The organism is Stenotrophomonas sp. Steno-Z4, assembly GCF_056393145.1.
This window is the reverse complement of the sequence record NZ_JBWJPC010000007.1, coordinates 184,494-201,415: the sequence shown is the minus strand read 5'-3', so window position 1 is coordinate 201,415 and position 16,922 is coordinate 184,494. Positions and strand designations below refer to the sequence as shown.

Here is a 16,922-nt window from a genome sequence, read left to right as displayed (position 1 = left end):
TGACATCGCGCACTCAAGAAACCGCCCCGCGCCGCCGTTATCCGCAATAGCGATGACACATTCATCGCCAGCCTGACGCCCTACCGCTTTGCCGCCTTCGCCCCTTGCCCTTCCGCCCAGCGTTCCCACGGCTGTGCGCCCCTGCCCTGCCCGGAGTTTCCCGCATGAAGTGGTTCCATGATCTGCCCATCAGCCGCAAACTCGCGGTCGGGTTCGCCCTCACCACCCTGATGACGGTCGCGCTGGGCGTGTTCGCCCTGGTGCGCCTGAACAGCCTCAACGCCGAACTCGCCGCGATGGCGAGCAACGACATTCCGTCCGTGCAGCACCTGGGCGAAGTCCGCGCGCAGCTGGGTGAGTTCCGCACCTTTGAACTGGCCCAGCTGAGCATGCTGGACCAGCCGGACAAGGTCGCCGACTACAACAAGCGCATGGATGCCACCGCCAAGACCGTGCGTGAGGAGCTGGGCGCCTACGCCGCCCTGCCGGCCGGCGAGAAGGAGAAGGGCCTCTACAGCAAGGTTGCCGCCGACCTCGAGGCCTACTTCGCCGCCAATGCCGAGATGCGCGCGGCCGTCGCCGCCGCCGATGGCGTACTGGCCCAGCAGATCTCCGATGAGAAGTCGCGGCCGGCGCGCCGCAAGATGTTCGACGACCTCAAGGAGCTCGGCGCCTTCAGCAGCGGCCTGATGCAGGCGAAGATCGCCGACGCCAACGCCACCCACCACAGCAGCGTGGTGGCCATCATCACCAGCATCGTGCTGCTGTCGCTGCTCGCCGTGGCAATGGGCGTGGTGATCTCGCGCGCGGTGACCCGGCCGATCCGCCAGGCCATGCAGGCCATCCAGGCGGTCGCCCGTGGCGACCTGACGGTGAACATCGCCTCCAGCACCACCGCCGACGAAGCCGGCCGCATGCTGGCGGCCACCCGCGACATGACCCTGATGCTGCGCCGCTACTCCAGCGAAACCCAGCAGATGGTCGAAATGCATGCCGGACCGGACATCAGCCACCGCATCCCGGAAGATTTCCCGGGCGTGTACGGCCAGCTGGCCGTGGGCGTGAACACCGTGATCTTCGAGCACCTGGACTCGATCAAGGACGCCATCAACGTGCTCAACCAGTACGCCGCCGGCGACCTGTCGCAGAACGCGCGCCGCCTGCCCGGCACCCGCGCGATCCTGCATGAATCGATGGACGCAGCGAAGGCCAGCCTGCTGGCGATCAATACGCAGATCCAGACCCTGGCCCAGGCTGCGGCCGCCGGCGACTTCAGCCAGCGCGGCGATGCACTGCGCTTCGACCACGACTTCCGGGTCATGATCGAGCACCTCAACACCATGATGGAAGTGGCCGACGGCAACCTGTCGCAGCTGTCGCACCTGCTGCAGGCCATCGCCAACGGCGATCTCACCGCGCGCATGCAGGGCCAGTTCCACGGCGTGTTCGCCAGCATGCGCGACGATGCCAACACCACCGTGGCCCAGCTGACCCAGATCGTCAGCCGCATCCAGCACGCCTCGGGCAGCATCAGCACCGCCGCCGGCGAAATCGCCTCGGGCAACAACGACCTGTCGCGCCGTACCGAACAGCAGGCCGCCAACCTGGAAGAAACCGCCGCCTCGATGGAGGAACTGACCTCCACCGTGCGCCAGAACGCCGAACACGCCCGCCAGGCCAACCAGCTCGCCATCGGCGCGCACTCGGTGGCCTCGCAGGGCGGCGAAGTGGTCGGCAAGGTGGTCAGCACCATGCACGAGATCGACGCCTCCTCGCGCCGCATCGCCGACATCATCACCGTCATCGACGGCATCGCGTTCCAGACCAACATCCTGGCCCTGAACGCGGCGGTGGAAGCCGCCCGTGCCGGCGAGCAGGGCCGCGGTTTCGCCGTGGTCGCCTCCGAGGTACGCACCCTGGCCCAGCGCTCGGCCAGCGCTGCCAAGGAGATCAAGGGCCTGATCGACGAGTCGGTCGGCAAGGTCGCCGAGGGCTCGGCCCTGGTCAACCAGGCCGGTGCCACCATGGGCGAGATCGTGGCCTCGGTGCAGCGCGTGACCGACATCATGGCCGAGATCTCGGCCGCCTCGCAGGAACAGTCGGCCGGCATCGAGCAGGTCAACCAGACCGTGATGCAGATGGACGAAACCACCCAGCAGAACGCGGCGCTGGTTGAAGAAGCCACCGCCGCCGCCCGCTCCATGGAAGAACAGGCCGGCCACCTCACCGATGCGGTGTCGCTGTTCAAGCTCGAGGGCCAGGCGGCCCCGGTCGTCGCCGCTGCGCCGGCCACGCGCCACGCCGCCCCGGCCCGCCCGCGTGCCCCGGCCGCGCCGGTCCGCCGCGCGGCGGTGCGCGAACCCGTACTGGCCAACGAAGGCGACTGGCAGGAGTTCTGATCGTCGCCGCTGCACGCCCCTGACACCACCCCGCCGCGGCGGGGTGGTGTTTCTTGGCCGAAGGTACCGCTACACACATTGGCCCTACATTATTGTGAACTGCTGCCGATAAACGGACAGAGACCTGATATCGCACGATATCCGTACCCGCCCAACGCAGCAGAGTCCATGTCCGAAGGCAGCCTTGACCCCCATGACGCATCCCATGCCGCCCATGATGACGGCACGGACGATCGTTACCTGGTCCGCAACCCCCGGCAGATCCGCCAGCTGCTGCAGGCGCTGATCGACCAGCGCTCGCTGATCAACGCGCACCTGGGCGGTCGCGACCAGTCCTTCCCGACCGCGATCCTGGAACTGGACGAAGACGACGACTGGCTGCTGCTCGATGGCAGCCCGTCTGAGCCGGCCAACCGCGCCGCCGAGGACGCCGGCCACCTGCTCTGCTTCGCGCAGCTGGACCGTGTCATGGTCCGCTTCCGGCTGGACCACCTGGAGCGCACCGGCGGCCACCGCCACGTCGCCTTCCGCGTGCCCTTCCCCACCGAGCTGGTGCACCTGCAGCGCCGCGAACTCTACCGGCTGGAAACCCCGTTCACCGACTCCCCGCATTTGCTGTTCCCGATCAACGAAGACCGCAGCGAAGCCCTGCACCTGCGCGTGGTGGACATCAGCGGCGGCGGCCTGGCCGTGACCGTACCGGTGGACTGCAACGTCTTCAGCATCCAGAAGCGTTACGACGCCCGCCTGGACATGCCCGAAAGCGGCCCGCTTCAGATCTCGCTGATCGTCTGCAACCAACTGGCGGTCAAGCTGCCCAGCGGCGTGGAAATGAAGCGCATCGGCATGCGTTTCGATGGCCTCCCCCGCGGCGGCGACAGCGCCATCCAGCGCTACATCTTCCGCATCGACCGCCAGCGCAGCGCCCGCAAGAACGGGGAATGACAGCGACGTCGGAACCGATTGGGAGGCCCGCGTAGGTCCGACCGTTGGTCGGACGCTCTTTCCTAAAGTCGTCGCCATCCAGGCCGATATCCGGAATGACGCCCCGGTTTTCCGACCGCCACGCCCGACCCAGGATTCCTTCCATGAACGACAGCAACCCCAACGCCGCCAGCAGCGGTGGCGAGTACCTCAGCTTCACCCTCGGCGCCGAGCACTACGGCGTGGACATCCTCAAGGTGCAGGAAATCCGCGGCTACGACTCCGTCACCCGCGTGCCCGATGCCCCCGATTACATCAAGGGCGTGATCAACCTGCGCGGCACCATCGTTCCCGTCATCGATCTGCGCCTCAAGCTGCGCCTGGACGAAGCACGCTACGACGCCTTCACCGTCATGATCGTCCTCAACGTCGACAACCGCGTGGTCGGCATCGTCGTGGACAGCGTCTCCGACGTGATCCCGCTCAACGCCGACCAGATCCGCCCCACCCCCGAGTTCGGCGCCGCCGTCGATACCCGCTTCATCTCCGGCATCGGCACCCAGGACGATCGCATGCTGATCCTGCTCGATATCGAAACCCTGCTCGACAGCGCCGACATGGGCCAGCCGGCCGTTGTCGAAGACGCCGCCGCCTGATCCGCCCGCTGCGACAGATCGGAACGACTTTCGTTCAACAAAGTCCTTAAGTTGTGTCGCAACTGGCCGATAGCTGGATTCAGGAACCGGACGCGCGGCTTCGCCACGCCCCGGACCACTTATCCATATCCCCCGGAGAATCTCCCGATGAAGTCCCTGCTTGCTCTGCTTTCGGTCGCTGTCCTCGCCTCGTCCGCCTCGTCCGCTTTCGCCCAGTCGGCTGAAATGATCCCGCCGGAGCTGGCCGCGCGCGCCGTTGGCAAGGATGGCATGGTCTGCGGCAAGGTCGAAAAGGCCCGTTACGCCGAAGGTTCCGAAGGCCAGCCGACCTTCCTGTACATGGGCGGCGCCTTCCCGCGCCACACCTTCTCGGCCCGCATCGCCGGTGAGAACCGCGGCAAGTTCAGCTTCCCGCTGGAAACCCTGGAAGGCAAGACCGTCTGCGTGATCGGCAAGATCGCCCGCGACGCCTCGCGCGCTGAAATCGAAGTCAGCTCGCCGGCCGGCCTGAAGCTCGCCAACATCAAGTAATCGCCACACGCCCTGCCACGCCGGCCCAGGCCGGCGTGGCCGCTGCAACCGGGCGCCACGCCCGGACGCGTCTGCCACCGGAGAGTGCACCACCATGCAATGGATCAACAACCTCAAACTGATGCCGAAGTTGATGCTGACTTTCGGTGTAATCCTGCTGGTGATGCTGCTGCAGGGCGTGGTCGCCTATCGCGGCCTGCACTCCCTCAACAACGTGACCACCGAACTGGCCGGCAACCGGATGGAAAGCATCCGCATGGCCGGCGAAATGCGTGGCATGCTCGGTGAATACCGCAACTCGGCCTACCAAGGCCTGATCCGCGCCAGCGATGACGTCAAGGCCGAAGCCAAGACCCGCGCCGCCGACCTGCGCACCAAGATCGATGCTTCGATCAAGAAGTACCCCGCCCTGATCGACAGCCCGCAACAGAAGAAGCTGTTCGACGCCTTCGCCAAGGACTGGAACGACTCGCTGGCCTCCTACGACTCGGTCACCGAGATGCTCGAGCTGGACCTGCCGGACGATGCCATCGACACCTTCGTCGGCGAAACCCGCACCAAGCATCTCAAGGCTTCTGCCGCCCTCGAGACCCTGATCGCCGAAGACAACCGCCTTGCCCGCGCCTCGCGCGAAGAGGCCGAAAGCACCTACGCCACCTCCGCCACCCTGACCATCATCGCCCTGCTCGGCGGTGCCGCCATGGGCCTGGTGCTGGTGTACCTGTTTGCCCGCTCGCTGGTCGGCAGCGTCCGTGGCGCCGTCTCGGTCGCCAACGAAGTGGCCGGTGGCAAGCTCGACGGCCATATCGACGTCACCCGCAAGGACGAAGTCGGCGACCTCATGCAGGCCATGCAGCGCATGCAGCGCGACCTGCGCGACCGCACCGAAACCGAACAGGCCGTGGCCCGCGAGAACCTGCGCATCCGTACCGCGCTGGATTACAGCTCCACCGGCGTGTACCTGACCGACAACAACCTCAACATCGTCTACGCCAACCGTGCGCTGGAGCAGACCCTGTCCCAGTACCAGGACGACCTGCGCCGCAACCTGCCGGACTTCGACGCCTCCGTTTCGCTGGTCGGCCGCCCGCTGACCGTGCTCGAACACCGCGGCGAAATGGACGCCACCCTGCTGGCCAACCTCAAGCAGCACGGCGTGGCCCGTCGCGCCATGCAGTTCGGCGATGCCCAGTTCGCCCAGGTCGTGTCCACCATCCGCAACGAAGACGGCGAGAGCGTCGGCCACGTGGTCGAATGGCGTGACCGCACCCCCGAAGCGCTGGTCGAAGCCGAAGTGGCCCGCGTCATCGCCCAGGCCGCCGCCGGCGACCTGTCCGGCCGCATCAGCGCAGAAGGCAAGGATGGCTTCTTCCTGCAGCTGGCCCAGCAGATCAACGGCCTGCTCGACGCCAACGCCTCCAGCATCGAACAGATCTCCGGCCTGCTCACCGCGCTGTCGCAGGGCGACCTGACCGTGCGCATGCACGGCGACTTCGAAGGCGTGTTCGCCACCATGCGCGATGACGCCAACGCCACCGCCGAACAGCTCAGCAGCATCGTCACCCGCATCAAGCAGTCCAGCCAGGCCATCAGCTCGGCCGCCAGCGAAATCGCCACCGGCAACAGCGACCTGTCGCGCCGTACCGAACAGCAGGCCGCCAACCTGGAAGAAACCGCCGCCTCGATGGAGGAACTGACCTCCACCGTGCGCCAGAACGCCGAGCACGCCCGCCAGGCCAACCAGCTCGCCATCGGCGCGCACACCGTCGCCTCGCAGGGCGGTGAAGTGGTCGGCCAGGTGGTCACCACCATGAGCGCGATCCAGACCTCGTCCAAGAAGATCGCCGAGATCATCTCGGTCATCGACGGCATCGCCTTCCAGACCAACATCCTGGCGCTGAACGCCGCGGTCGAAGCGGCCCGTGCCGGTGAACAGGGCCGCGGCTTCGCCGTGGTGGCCTCCGAAGTGCGCACCCTGGCCCAGCGTTCGGCCGGTGCGGCCAAGGAGATCAAGGGCCTGATCGACGACTCGGTCGGCAAGGTCAACGACGGTTCGGCGCTGGTGCACAAGGCCGGCGCCACCATGGGCGAGATTGTCGCCTCGGTGCAGCGCGTGACCGACATCATGGCCGAGATTTCCGCTGCCTCGCAGGAACAGTCGGCCGGCATCGAACAGGTCAACCAGACCGTGGTGCAGATGGACGAAACCACCCAGCAGAATGCCGCGCTGGTGGAAGAAGCCACTGCGGCTGCCCGCTCGATGGAAGAACAGGCCGGCCAGCTCAGCGACGCGGTCTCGATCTTCCGTCTCGACGAGCAGGACGTCGTCGCTGCCGCACCGGTGTTCGCACCGGCACCGCGCGCCGTGACCCGCCCGGCCGCCGCCCCGGCGCCGTCGCGCAAGCCGGCCAGCCGCGCGGTAGCCGCCGAGCTCGCCGAAGGCGACTGGCAGGAGTTCTAAGCCGCACCGCGCAGCAGCGCAGCGCTGGAAAACGCAGGCCCCGATGCCCCGGCATCGGGGCCTTTCCATGTCTGAAGCTGAATGCGCTCAGCTCACGCACCTCAATAGCTGCGGTTTTCTGCCGATAACAGCATTGCCACGACACGTTCGTCGACGTCGGCCCCCACGCAGTACGCCCCCGTTCGAAAAGACCCCACGCCCATGAATCTTTCCAGCCGCTTCTCCAACCTGTCCGTCCGGGGCAAGTTGAACCTGCTCACCGCCCTGATCGCCGTCGGCGTGATCGCCCTGGCCATCATTGCCGCGCGCATGCAGTACCTCGATCTGGCCGAGACGCGCAAAGAAGGCCTGAAGACCCAGGTCGAACTGACCTACGGCATCTTTGACCACTACAAGCGCCTGGCCGGCACCGGCGAGCTGACCGAAGAAGCGGCCAAGGCGGCCGCGCTGCAGGCACTGAACAGCATGCGTGCCGACGGCGACAGCGCGTACTACAACGTCCTGGCGACCGATTACACCCTGCTCATGCACCCCTTCGCCCCGGCGCGGGTCGGCAAGGTGCAGAAGGACTACACCTCCAAGGATGGCGTGCCGATCTACCTGCAGCAGGTGGACATGGCCAAGACCGGCGGTGGCTTCACCTACTATTCCACCACCAAGCCGGGCGCCGGCGACGACCTGATTGAAAAGGCCACGTACGCCGGCATGTACGCGCCGTGGCAGTGGGTCGTCACCAGCGGCGTCTACATGGACGACGTGCAGACCGATGCGCTGGCATTCACCGGCGTCATGGCCGCTACCGGTGGCGCGCTGGTGCTGATCGTGCTGGCCCTGAGCTGGCTGATCGGCAACCGCATCACCGGTCCGCTGCGCCAGGCCACCGGCGTGGCCGAGAGCATCGCCGGCGGCAAGCTCGACAGCCGCATCGGCCCGCAGGCCCAGGACGAACCGGGCCGCCTGCTGGAAAGCATGGGCCGCATGCAGCAGCAGCTGCACGCCGTGATCGGCGCGCAGCGCGAAATGGCCAGCCAGCACGACGCCGGCCAGACCGGCTACCGCATGGACGAAACCGCCTTCCCGGGTGAGTACGGCCGGATGGTGCACGAAACCAACACCCTGGTCGGCGCCCACGTGCAGACCATGCAGGATGTGCTGGCCGTGATGCAGCGTTACGCCGTGGGCGACCTGAGCGCCGACATCGCCCGCTACCCGGGCGAAAAGGCCGCCATCAGCACCACCGTGGACACCGTCAAGCACAACCTGGCCAGCATCAACGCCGAGATCAAGCGCCTGGGCGCTGCCGCGGCCGCGGGCGACTTCAGCCAGCGTGGCGATGCCGCCCGCTTCGACCACGATTTCGGCCAGATGATCGCCAGCCTCAACGCGATGATGCAGGTCAGCGACGACAACCTCGGCAAGCTCTCGCAGCTGCTGTCGGCCATCGCCGAAGGCGACCTCACCGCGCGCATGCAGGGCGAGTTCCAGGGCGTGTTCGCGACCATGCGCGACGATGCCAATGCCACCGTGGCCCAGCTGACCCAGATCGTCGGCCAGATCCAGGAAGCGGCGGGCAACATCAACCTGGCCGCGGGCGAAATCGCCACCGGCAACAGCGACCTGTCGCGCCGTACCGAACAGCAGGCCGCCAACCTGGAAGAAACCGCCGCCTCCATGGAGGAACTGACCTCCACCGTGCGCCAGAACGCCGAACACGCCCGCCAGGCCAACCAGCTGGCGATCGGTGCGCACAGCGTGGCCTCGCAGGGCGGTGAAGTCGTCGGCCAGGTGGTCACCACGATGAGCGCGATCGAAGCCAGCTCCAAGCGCATTGCCGAAATCATCTCGGTCATCGACGGCATCGCCTTCCAGACCAACATCCTGGCATTGAACGCCGCCGTGGAAGCAGCCCGTGCCGGCGAACAGGGCCGCGGTTTCGCCGTGGTCGCCTCCGAAGTGCGCACCCTGGCCCAGCGCTCGGCCGGTGCCGCCAAGGAGATCAAGGGGTTGATCGACGAATCCGTGTCCAGCGTGGCCGACGGTTCGGCCCTGGTGCACAAGGCCGGCAGCACCATGGGCGAGATCGTCGCCTCGGTGCAGCGCGTCACCGACATCATGGCCGAAATCTCGGCCGCCTCGCAGGAGCAGTCGGCCGGCATCGAGCAGGTCAACCAGACCGTCGTGCAGATGGACGAAACCACCCAGCAGAACGCTGCACTGGTGGAAGAAGCCACCGCCGCTGCCCGCGCCATGGAAGAGCAGGCCACCCAGCTGGCCGACGCGGTGTCGATCTTCCGCCTCGACAACCAGGTGGCGGCGGCCGTCAGCGCGGTGACCGCCCGCATCGCCGCACCGGCCACGCCGCGCAGCGTGAAGCCGGCGGCGCCGACCAAGCCCAGCACGGTGAAGCCGGCCCCGGCCGCGCGTGCACCGCGCACCACCGCCGATGACGGCAACTGGCAAGAGTTCTGAGCGCCGGCGGCGGCCGCGCGGCCGCCGCCTCCCTTCTTCGATCGAGTTCGCCCGTGACCACGCCTACCGCACCTGCTTCCGCTGCCTCCTCGACCGGACGCGAATTCGAGTTCGCCGACCGCGACTTCCGCCGCATCTGCGACCTGATCTACCAGCGCGTCGGCATCTCGCTGGCGCCGGCCAAGCGTGACATGGTGTACGGCCGGCTGTCCCGGCGGCTGCGTGCGCTTGGCCTGCGCAGCTTCCAGGAGTACCTGGACCAGCTGGAAAGCCAGGGCGGGGATGAGTGGCAGGCGTTCACCAACGCGCTGACCACCAACCTGACCGCGTTCTTCCGTGAGCCGCACCACTTCGAGAAGCTCGATACCGAACTGCGCGCGCGGGCTGGAAATGGCACCCTGCAGCTGTGGTCGTGCGCGGCCTCCACCGGTGAAGAGCCCTACTCCATGGCCATCACTGCCTGCGAGGCGTTCGGCACGCTGAAGCCACCGGTGCGCATCCTGGCGACCGATGTGGACACCCAGGTGCTGGCCACCGCCAGCCGCGGCGTGTACGCCATCGATCGCGTGTCCGGTCTGGATCCGGCCATCAAGAAGCGCTACTTCCAGCGCGGCAGCGGCCCCAATGAAGGCCAGTGCCGCGTGCATCCGGCGCTGCGCGAGCTGATCGACTTCCGCCCGCTCAACCTGCTGGCGCCCCACTACGACGTCGGCGGCCCGTTCGACGCCCTGTTCTGCCGCAACGTCATGATCTATTTCGACAAGCCCACCCAGCGCGGCATCCTGTCGCGGCTGATCCAGCAGATGGGCGACGATGGCCTGCTCTACACCGGCCACTCGGAGAACTACCTGCACGCCGCCGACCTGATCCAGCCGTGCGGGCGCACCCTGTACAAGCGCGCGCCCGGAGCCCCGGCATGAACCTGGCCGCCCGTCCTGATGACGTGATGCGTTACTTCGACAGCCGCTTCAAGGTCACCGCCGCCAAGCTGCTGCCGACCCAATACCTGGTGGTCGACGACGAGACCGCGCTGACCACCACGCTGGGTTCCTGCGTGGCCGCGTGCCTGCGCGACCCGGTGCTGAAGATCGGCGGCATGAACCACTTCCTGCTGCCCGAAGGCAATGTCGGCGATGGTGCCCCGGCGCGCTACGGAAGCTATGCCATGGAACTGCTGATCAACGACCTGCTCAAGCGCGGCGCGCACCGCAAGCGCCTGGAAGCCAAGGTGTTCGGCGGCGCCAACGTGCTCAAGGGCTTCACCAGCAACCCGGTGGGCACCCGCAACGCCGAATTCGTGCGCCAGTACCTGCAGGCCGAACATATCCCGGTGCTCGCCGAGGACCTGTGCGGCATCCACCCGCGCAAGGTGTGGTTCTTCGCCGACACCGGCCGCGTGGTGGTGCAGCGCCTGCCGCATGCGCACGAGGCCGAAGTGGCCGCGACCGAATCGGCCGTGCGTGCCCGCCTGTCCAAGGCCCCGGTCACCGGTGGCGTGGAGCTGTTCGAATGATCAACGGTTCACCCTGCAGGGTTTTGATCGTCGACGATTCGGCGGTGGTGCGGCAGATGCTGAGCGAGATCCTCGCCAGCGACCCGGCGATCGAAGTGGTCGGCACGGCGGCCGATCCGTTGCTGGCGCGCGAGAAGATCAAGCGCCTCGCCCCGGACGTGATCACGCTGGACGTGGAAATGCCGCGCATGGACGGGCTGGCGTTCCTGGAAAACCTGATGCGCCTGCACCCGCTACCGGTGGTGATGATCTCCTCGCTGACCGAGCGCGGCGCCGACACCACCCTGCAGGCACTGGCGCTGGGCGCGGTGGATTTCATCTCCAAGCCCAAGTTCGACGTGGCGCGTGGCCTGCAGGGCTATGCCGAAGAGATCATCGGCAAGGTCAAGATGGCGGCGCGCTCGCGCGTGCGCACCCTGGCCCGCCCGATCACGCCGCGCATCACCCTGGACGCCGTGCCGCCCTCGCCCGCACGTTCGATCCAGTTCCGTACCACCGACCGCCTGATCGCCATCGGCGCCTCGGCCGGCGGTACCGAAGCGCTGCGCGTGGTGCTCGAAGGCCTGCCCGCCGATGCCCCGGCGGTGGTGCTCACCCAGCACCTGCCCGCCACGTTCAGCACCGCCTTTGCCGAGCGCCTGGACCGCCACTCGGCGATGTCCGTACGCGAAGCCAGCGACGGCGAAGCCGTGCTGCCGGGCCATGCTTACCTGCCACCCGGCGGCAAGCACCTGCGGGTGATCCGTGACGGTGCGCGCTGGCGCTGCCGGGTGGATGACGGCCCGGCGGTGAACCGGCACAAGCCGGCGGTGGACGTGCTGTTCCGTTCGGTGGCAGAAAGCGCCGGTGCCAACGCCATCGGCGCGATCCTCACCGGCATGGGCGACGACGGCGCGCGTGGGCTGCTGGAACTGAAGAACGTCGGCGCGCCCACCCTGGTGCAGGACGAAGCCACCAGCGTGGTCTGGGGCATGCCCGGCGCCGCCTTCAAGCTCGGCGCTACTGACGAGCAGGTTCCGCTGGAGCGGATCGCCGAACGCCTGATGGCGCTCGCGCGAGGATAACACCCCGACGCTGCGCGTCGCCGCACGACCAACGGTCGTGCGCTACCTGCCTCGACCTGGCCGCATGACCAACGGTCGTGCGCTACCGGGTCCGACCTGGCCGCACGACCAACGGTCGTGCGCTACTTGCCTCGACCTGGCCGCATGACCAACGGTCGTGCGCTACCGGGTCGACCTGGCCGCATGACCAACGGTCGTGCGCTACCGGGCCTGACGTGGCCGCACGACCAACGGTCGCTGCCGAACCCGACTTGGTAGGTCACGACCGTTGGTCGTGACGCTCTCAACCGTCACGCCCAATACAACCGCATCGGGTTGTCCACCAGCAGCTTCTGCTGCTGGTCGGCGGTGACCGCAATCCGTGGAATGAAATCCACCAGCTTGCCGTCATCGGGCATGTGCGATTTCAGGTTCGGGTGCGGCCAGTCCGTGCCCCACAGCACCCGGTCCGGGAACTGCTCCACCAGGTGCCGTGCGAACGGCACCACATCGTCATACGTGGGCGGCCCGGACTGCGACAGCCGCTCCGGGCAGCTCACCTTGCTCCATACATTCGGGTGCTCGCGCATCAACCGCACGAAACGCTGGAACTCCGGCCCGTCCACAGGCTGGGTCACGTCCGGCCGGCCCATGTGGTCCACCACCACCGTGGTCGGCAGCGAGGTGAAGAAATTCCAGCGCTCGGCCAGGTCCGCCGCCTCGAAGTACACGACAACATGCCAACCCAGCGGCGCGATCCGTTCAATGATGGCGTGGTAGTACGCATCCGGCTTCGGATCCACCAGCCGCTTCACGAAATTGAAGCGCACCCCGCGCACACCCGCCTCATGCAGCTCGCGCAGTTCCTCATCGGTGACCGTATCGCGCACCGTGGCCACGCCGCGCGCGCGGCCGTCGGCACTGCGCAGCGCATCCACCAGCGCCCTGTTGTCGGCACCGTGGCAGGTTGCCTGCACGATCACGTTGCGCTCGAAGCCCAGGTGATCTCGCAGCGCGAACAGCTGCGCCTTACCCGCATCGCAGGGCGTGTACTTGCGCTCGGGCGCATACGGGAACTGGTCCCCCGGGCCGAACACATGGCAATGCGCATCCACCGCGCCCGGCGGCGGCACGAACACCGGCCGGCTCGGGTCCGGACAGAAATCCAGCCAATCGGCATCCTTCACGAAATCCGCCATTACAGCCCCCTCGCCTTCAGCTGCGCATCCAGCCGCGGGTACACCCGACGCGCGTTGCCCGACAGCACCTTGCTGCGATCCGCTGCCGACAGCCCCAGCGCTTCCACATAGCGCAGGGTGTCGTCGAAGTACTGCCCGGTTTCCGGATCGATGCCGCGCACCGCGCCGACCATTTCCGAGCCGAACAGGATGTTGTCGATGTCGATCACCTTGAACAGCAGGTCTATGCCGGGCTGATGGTAAACGCAGGTGTCGAAGAACACATTCTTCATCACATGCTCGTTCAGCGGCGGCTTGCCCAGCATGTCGGCCAGGCCGCGGAAGCGACCCCAGTGGTAGGGCACCGCGCCGCCGCCGTGCGGAATGATGAAGCGCAGCTCCGGGAAGTCACGGAACAGGTCGCCCTGCAGGAACTGCATGAACGCGGTGGTGTCGGCATTGAGGTAGTGCGCGCCGGTGGCGTGGAAATTGGCATTGCAGCTGCCCGACACATGCACCATGGCCGGCACGTCCAGCTCCACCATCTTCTCGAAGAACGGGTACCAGGCCCGGTCGGTCAGTGGCAGCCCGTTCCAGTGGCCCCCGGAAGGGTCCGGATTGAGGTTGCAGCCGACAAAGCCCAGCTCGTTGACGCAGCGCTCCAGCTCGGCGATCGAGTTGGCGATGGGGACGCCGGGCGACTGCGGCAGCTGGCACACGCCGATGAAGGTCTCCGGGTACAGCGCCACCACCCGCGCGATCAGGTCGTTGCAGCGCCGGGTCCATTCCGCGCTCACCGCTTCGTCGCCGATGTGGTGGGCCATGGTGCTGGCACGCGGCGAGAAGATCGTCATGTCCGCGCCGCGCTCGCGCAGCAGCCGCAGCTGGTTGCCTTCCACGCTCTCGCGCAGTTCGTCGTCGCTGATCACCGGGTACACCGGCGCCGGCAGCGTGGGGTCGTTGAAGTGGGCCACCTGCGCCTTGCGGAACGCATCGTGGCTGGCGGGGGCGGTCGTGTAGTGACCGTGGCAATCGATGATCATGTGGGGCCTCGTGGGGGAGGAATCACCAGCCGAACAGCTGGGCGAAGTGGACATCCACGCGCAGCCCGACGATCAGCGCGTCGGGAATGTCGGTGGTGCGGGTCGGCGCGTAGATCGGGTCCGGGTTGATCACGTACTGCAGGTTGGGCATCAGCCGGATGCCCTTGTGCACCGCCCAGCCATAGCTCAGCTCGGCAATGATCTCGTCGGCATTCGGCGCACCGCTGCCGCCGTTGCGTGCGCGGCGGTCGCGCAGGAACGCGATCTGCTCATCGCTGAAGTGGGTGTTGGACACGAACATCGCCAGGGTGTCCTGGTCGCGTCCGGCGAAGGTGCCGGTCTTGACGAAGCCGACGGCGGCGAACTCGTCCACCGGCGCTTCATTGCCGGTGTTGACGTAGGCGCGGGCGAACAGCGCCAGGTTGCGCTTGCCCTCCCCGCGCCACACGGTCTGGTCGGCCATCGCGTACCAGCCCGCGCGTGCGCCCTCCTGCATCGCCGTCGGCTTGCCGGTCAGCGCGGCGGAGTCGCCGTTGGCGTCGAAATAGGAGCTCTTGCCGCCATCGGTGTTGCGGTACATGCCCACTCGGTAGGTGCGCGGCAGGCGGTCATTGGCGAAGCTGGTCTGGTAGCCGGCCTCATAGGCCGTGATGGTGCCGGTGCCCTCGCCCACCGAGAAGTCCAGGCCGTTCTTGCCGGCCTTGTTCAGCTCGTTGTTGTAGTCGAATGCGCCGCCCTGCACATACCAGCGATCATTCACGTCGTAGCGCAGGATGCCGGCCCACGACGAATTCGGGAAGGCGGTAATGCCCAGGTCGGTGATCGCACCATAGGGGGTGAGGCACATCGCGTTGCTCATGAACACGCAGTTGAGCGCGGAGTTGTTGAAGTAGCTGTTCACCGGCGCGCGGCCGGCGGTGATGCTCAACCCGTTGTCGAAGCGGTGGCGCACGGTCAGCCGGGTCAGGCGGCCCCCGGCCACCGGGCGCCAGGTCTGCTGCGCGCTGATCGAGTTGCCGATCTTCTCGCGCGCCAGGTTGCGCCCGGCGAACCAGGCCCACTGCGCGTCCACATCGGTGTTGTGCACGCCGAACAGTTCGTCCAGATCGAACTTCGACTGGGCCATGATCCAGTACGAGCCTTCGGTACCCTGCTCCACCCCGCCCACGGGGTTGGAGGCAACGTTGCCGACGAAATCCAGGGTCAGGTCGACGCCCTTGGGCACGGTGCCCTCGGCGGCGGCCGGTGCGGCCAGCGCAGCGCTCAGCAGCAGCGCCAGCGGGGTGTGACGGAGGATGGACATGAAATCTCCCTCCCCGCTGCCGTGGGCAGCGGGTTCAATGCATTCGGGGGGGCGCCGCGGGCAGCCCGCGGCGCGTCGGTCAGGCTTCGCGCACGCCGAGATGGCGCAGGCGGGCGCGGCGGGTGCCGATCTGTTCGGCCATCACCTTCTCGTCCAGCTTGCCTTCCCACTTGGCGATCACCAGCACCGCGATCGCGTTGCCGACCAGGTTCACGAAGGTCAGGCCTTCGGCCAGGATGCGGTGGATGCCCAGGATCAGCGCGATGCTGGCCACCGGAATCGTCCCGGTGGTGCCCAGCGTCGCCGCCAGCACCACGAACGCCGCACCGGCCACGCCGGCGGCGCCCTTGGACGTCAGCAGGAGTACCGCGATCAGCCCCAGCTGGTGCCACACGGTCAGCTCGGTGTTGGTCGCCTGGGCCAGGAACAGCGCCACCGTGGTCAGGTACAGGCAGGTGCCATCGAGGTTGAACGAGTAGCCGGCCGGAATCACGAAACCCACCACGCCCTCTTCGCAGCCGAGCTTTTTCATCTTCTCGATCAGGCGCGGCAGCACCGTTTCGGTGGAGGTGGTGGCCGCCACGATGACGATTTCATCGCGCAGGTACGCCAGCAGCCGCCACAGGCTGGCACCGGTCCACCAGCACACCGCGCCCAGCACGAACACCGTAAATGCCGCGCAGACCACGAAGAACTCGATGATCAGCTCACCCAGCGACAGCAGTGACCCCGCGCCGAACTGGCCCACGGTGAAGGCGATGGCACCGAACGCACCGATCGGCGCGAAATACATGACGTAGCCGATGATCTTGAACAGCACCGACGACGTGCCTTCGATGACCTTCATCACCGGCGCGCCGCGCTCACCGACCGAGGCCAGCGCCACGCCGAACAGCACCGCCACGAACAGCACCTGCAGCACGTGCGCCTCGGTGAACGCGCTCACCAGCGTATTCGGGATGATCGCCATGATGTAGGACACGATCGACTGGTCGTGCGCGGTATGCACATACCCCTGGATGCTGGCCATGTCGATGGTGGCCGGGTCGATGTTCATGCCGGCGCCGGGCTGCCAGAGATCCACCGCGACCAGCCCGACGATCAGCGCCAGGATGGTGATCACCTCGAAATAGATCAGCGATTTCAGCGCGAGCCGGCCCACGCTGCGCATGTCGCGCATGCCGGCGATGCCGTGCACCACCGTCACGAAAATGATCGGCCCGATCATCATGCGGATCAGCTTGATGAAGGCATCGCCGAACGGCTTCATCGCCGAACCCCAGTCCGGCTGCAGCCAACCCAGCACGACGCCGATGATGGTGCCGGCCAGCACCTGGAACCACAACTGGCCAAAGACGCCGAAGCGGCCCTGCCGCTTCTCAACAACAGTCATAACAACCCT

General features: G+C 67.1%; 13 protein-coding genes. 9 read left to right on the top strand and 4 right to left on the bottom strand.

The window, feature by feature from the left end; genetic code table 11:
- Positions 1–164 precede the first annotated feature (164 nt).
- The 9 genes from AC06E7_RS16540 to AC06E7_RS16500 all read left to right on the top strand — a co-directional run bounded on the left by AC06E7_RS16540 (position 165) and on the right by AC06E7_RS16500 (position 12,017).
- Positions 165–2,399, top strand: a complete 2,235-nt coding sequence (locus AC06E7_RS16540; RefSeq protein ID WP_478065371.1) for a methyl-accepting chemotaxis protein — start codon at positions 165–167, stop codon at positions 2,397–2,399.
- Positions 2,400–2,567: 168 nt separating this feature from the next.
- Positions 2,568–3,344, top strand: coding sequence for a flagellar brake protein (locus AC06E7_RS16535; protein ID WP_068851609.1), 777 nt, complete (start codon positions 2,568–2,570; stop codon positions 3,342–3,344).
- 143 nt (positions 3,345–3,487) lie between these two features.
- Positions 3,488–3,979 carry a chemotaxis protein CheW gene (locus tag AC06E7_RS16530; protein ID WP_068851606.1) on the top strand — a complete coding sequence of 164 codons (492 nt, stop codon included), beginning with the start codon at positions 3,488–3,490 and terminating at the stop codon, positions 3,977–3,979.
- 147 nt (positions 3,980–4,126) lie between these two features.
- Positions 4,127–4,510 carry a hypothetical protein gene (locus tag AC06E7_RS16525; RefSeq protein ID WP_068851603.1) on the top strand — a complete coding sequence of 128 codons (384 nt, stop codon included), beginning with the start codon at positions 4,127–4,129 and terminating at the stop codon, positions 4,508–4,510.
- 94 nt (positions 4,511–4,604) lie between these two features.
- On the top strand, positions 4,605–6,971 hold the full coding sequence (locus AC06E7_RS16520) for a methyl-accepting chemotaxis protein (protein WP_478065370.1): 2,367 nt from the start codon (positions 4,605–4,607) through the stop codon (positions 6,969–6,971).
- A 201-nt stretch (positions 6,972–7,172) separates the two neighbouring features.
- Positions 7,173–9,440 carry a methyl-accepting chemotaxis protein gene (locus AC06E7_RS16515; RefSeq protein ID WP_478065369.1) on the top strand — a complete coding sequence of 756 codons (2,268 nt, stop codon included), beginning with the start codon at positions 7,173–7,175 and terminating at the stop codon, positions 9,438–9,440.
- A 53-nt stretch (positions 9,441–9,493) separates the two neighbouring features.
- Positions 9,494–10,360 carry a CheR family methyltransferase gene (locus tag AC06E7_RS16510; protein WP_478065368.1) on the top strand — a complete coding sequence of 289 codons (867 nt, stop codon included), beginning with the start codon at positions 9,494–9,496 and terminating at the stop codon, positions 10,358–10,360.
- Positions 10,357–10,953, top strand: a complete 597-nt coding sequence (gene cheD, locus AC06E7_RS16505) for a chemoreceptor glutamine deamidase CheD (protein WP_068851592.1) — start codon at positions 10,357–10,359, stop codon at positions 10,951–10,953. The genes AC06E7_RS16510 and cheD overlap by 4 nt, the downstream gene beginning before the upstream one ends.
- A complete protein-coding gene (locus AC06E7_RS16500) occupies positions 10,950–12,017 on the top strand; it encodes a protein-glutamate methylesterase/protein-glutamine glutaminase (RefSeq protein WP_093536293.1) in 1,068 nt (355 codons plus the stop codon). The genes cheD and AC06E7_RS16500 overlap by 4 nt, the downstream gene beginning before the upstream one ends.
- Positions 12,018–12,307: 290 nt before the next feature.
- On the opposite strand, the gene AC06E7_RS16495 is transcribed toward AC06E7_RS16500, so the two are convergent.
- The 4 genes from AC06E7_RS16495 to dctA form a co-directional block, all read right to left on the bottom strand.
- Positions 12,308–13,195 (bottom strand): amidohydrolase family protein, encoded by an 888-nt coding sequence (locus tag AC06E7_RS16495; RefSeq protein ID WP_478065367.1) that lies wholly within the window; start codon positions 13,193–13,195, stop codon positions 12,308–12,310.
- Complete coding sequence (locus AC06E7_RS16490) at positions 13,195–14,217, bottom strand: amidohydrolase family protein (RefSeq protein WP_095363820.1); 1,023 nt, start codon at positions 14,215–14,217, stop codon at positions 13,195–13,197. Before AC06E7_RS16490 ends, AC06E7_RS16495 begins: the two co-directional genes overlap by 1 nt.
- Positions 14,218–14,239: 22 nt before the next feature.
- Positions 14,240–15,520: a carbohydrate porin gene (locus AC06E7_RS16485; RefSeq protein WP_478065366.1), complete on the bottom strand. Its 1,281-nt coding sequence runs from the start codon at positions 15,518–15,520 to the stop codon at positions 14,240–14,242.
- A 79-nt stretch (positions 15,521–15,599) separates the two neighbouring features.
- Positions 15,600–16,913: a C4-dicarboxylate transporter DctA gene (dctA, locus tag AC06E7_RS16480; protein WP_095363822.1), complete on the bottom strand. Its 1,314-nt coding sequence runs from the start codon at positions 16,911–16,913 to the stop codon at positions 15,600–15,602.
- Positions 16,914–16,922: the final 9 nt, after the last annotated feature.

Excerpts from the sequence above, each read along its gene's own strand:
- AC06E7_RS16540 (WP_478065371.1), top strand. The coding sequence starts at position 165 with ATGAAGTGGTTCCATGATCTGCCCATCAGCCGCAAACTCGCGGTCGGG.
- AC06E7_RS16535 (WP_068851609.1), top strand. The coding sequence starts at position 2,568 with ATGTCCGAAGGCAGCCTTGACCCCCATGACGCATCCCATGCCGCCCAT.
- AC06E7_RS16530 (WP_068851606.1), top strand. The coding sequence starts at position 3,488 with ATGAACGACAGCAACCCCAACGCCGCCAGCAGCGGTGGCGAGTACCTC.
- AC06E7_RS16525 (WP_068851603.1), top strand. The coding sequence starts at position 4,127 with ATGAAGTCCCTGCTTGCTCTGCTTTCGGTCGCTGTCCTCGCCTCGTCC.
- AC06E7_RS16520 (WP_478065370.1), top strand. The coding sequence starts at position 4,605 with ATGCAATGGATCAACAACCTCAAACTGATGCCGAAGTTGATGCTGACT.
- AC06E7_RS16515 (WP_478065369.1), top strand. The coding sequence starts at position 7,173 with ATGAATCTTTCCAGCCGCTTCTCCAACCTGTCCGTCCGGGGCAAGTTG.
- cheD (WP_068851592.1), top strand. The coding sequence starts at position 10,357 with ATGAACCTGGCCGCCCGTCCTGATGACGTGATGCGTTACTTCGACAGC.
- AC06E7_RS16500 (WP_093536293.1), top strand. The coding sequence starts at position 10,950 with ATGATCAACGGTTCACCCTGCAGGGTTTTGATCGTCGACGATTCGGCG.
- AC06E7_RS16495 (WP_478065367.1), bottom strand. The coding sequence starts at position 13,195 with ATGGCGGATTTCGTGAAGGATGCCGATTGGCTGGATTTCTGTCCGGAC.
- AC06E7_RS16490 (WP_095363820.1), bottom strand. The coding sequence starts at position 14,217 with ATGATCATCGATTGCCACGGTCACTACACGACCGCCCCCGCCAGCCAC.
- AC06E7_RS16485 (WP_478065366.1), bottom strand. The coding sequence starts at position 15,520 with ATGTCCATCCTCCGTCACACCCCGCTGGCGCTGCTGCTGAGCGCTGCG.
- dctA (WP_095363822.1), bottom strand. The coding sequence starts at position 16,913 with ATGACTGTTGTTGAGAAGCGGCAGGGCCGCTTCGGCGTCTTTGGCCAG.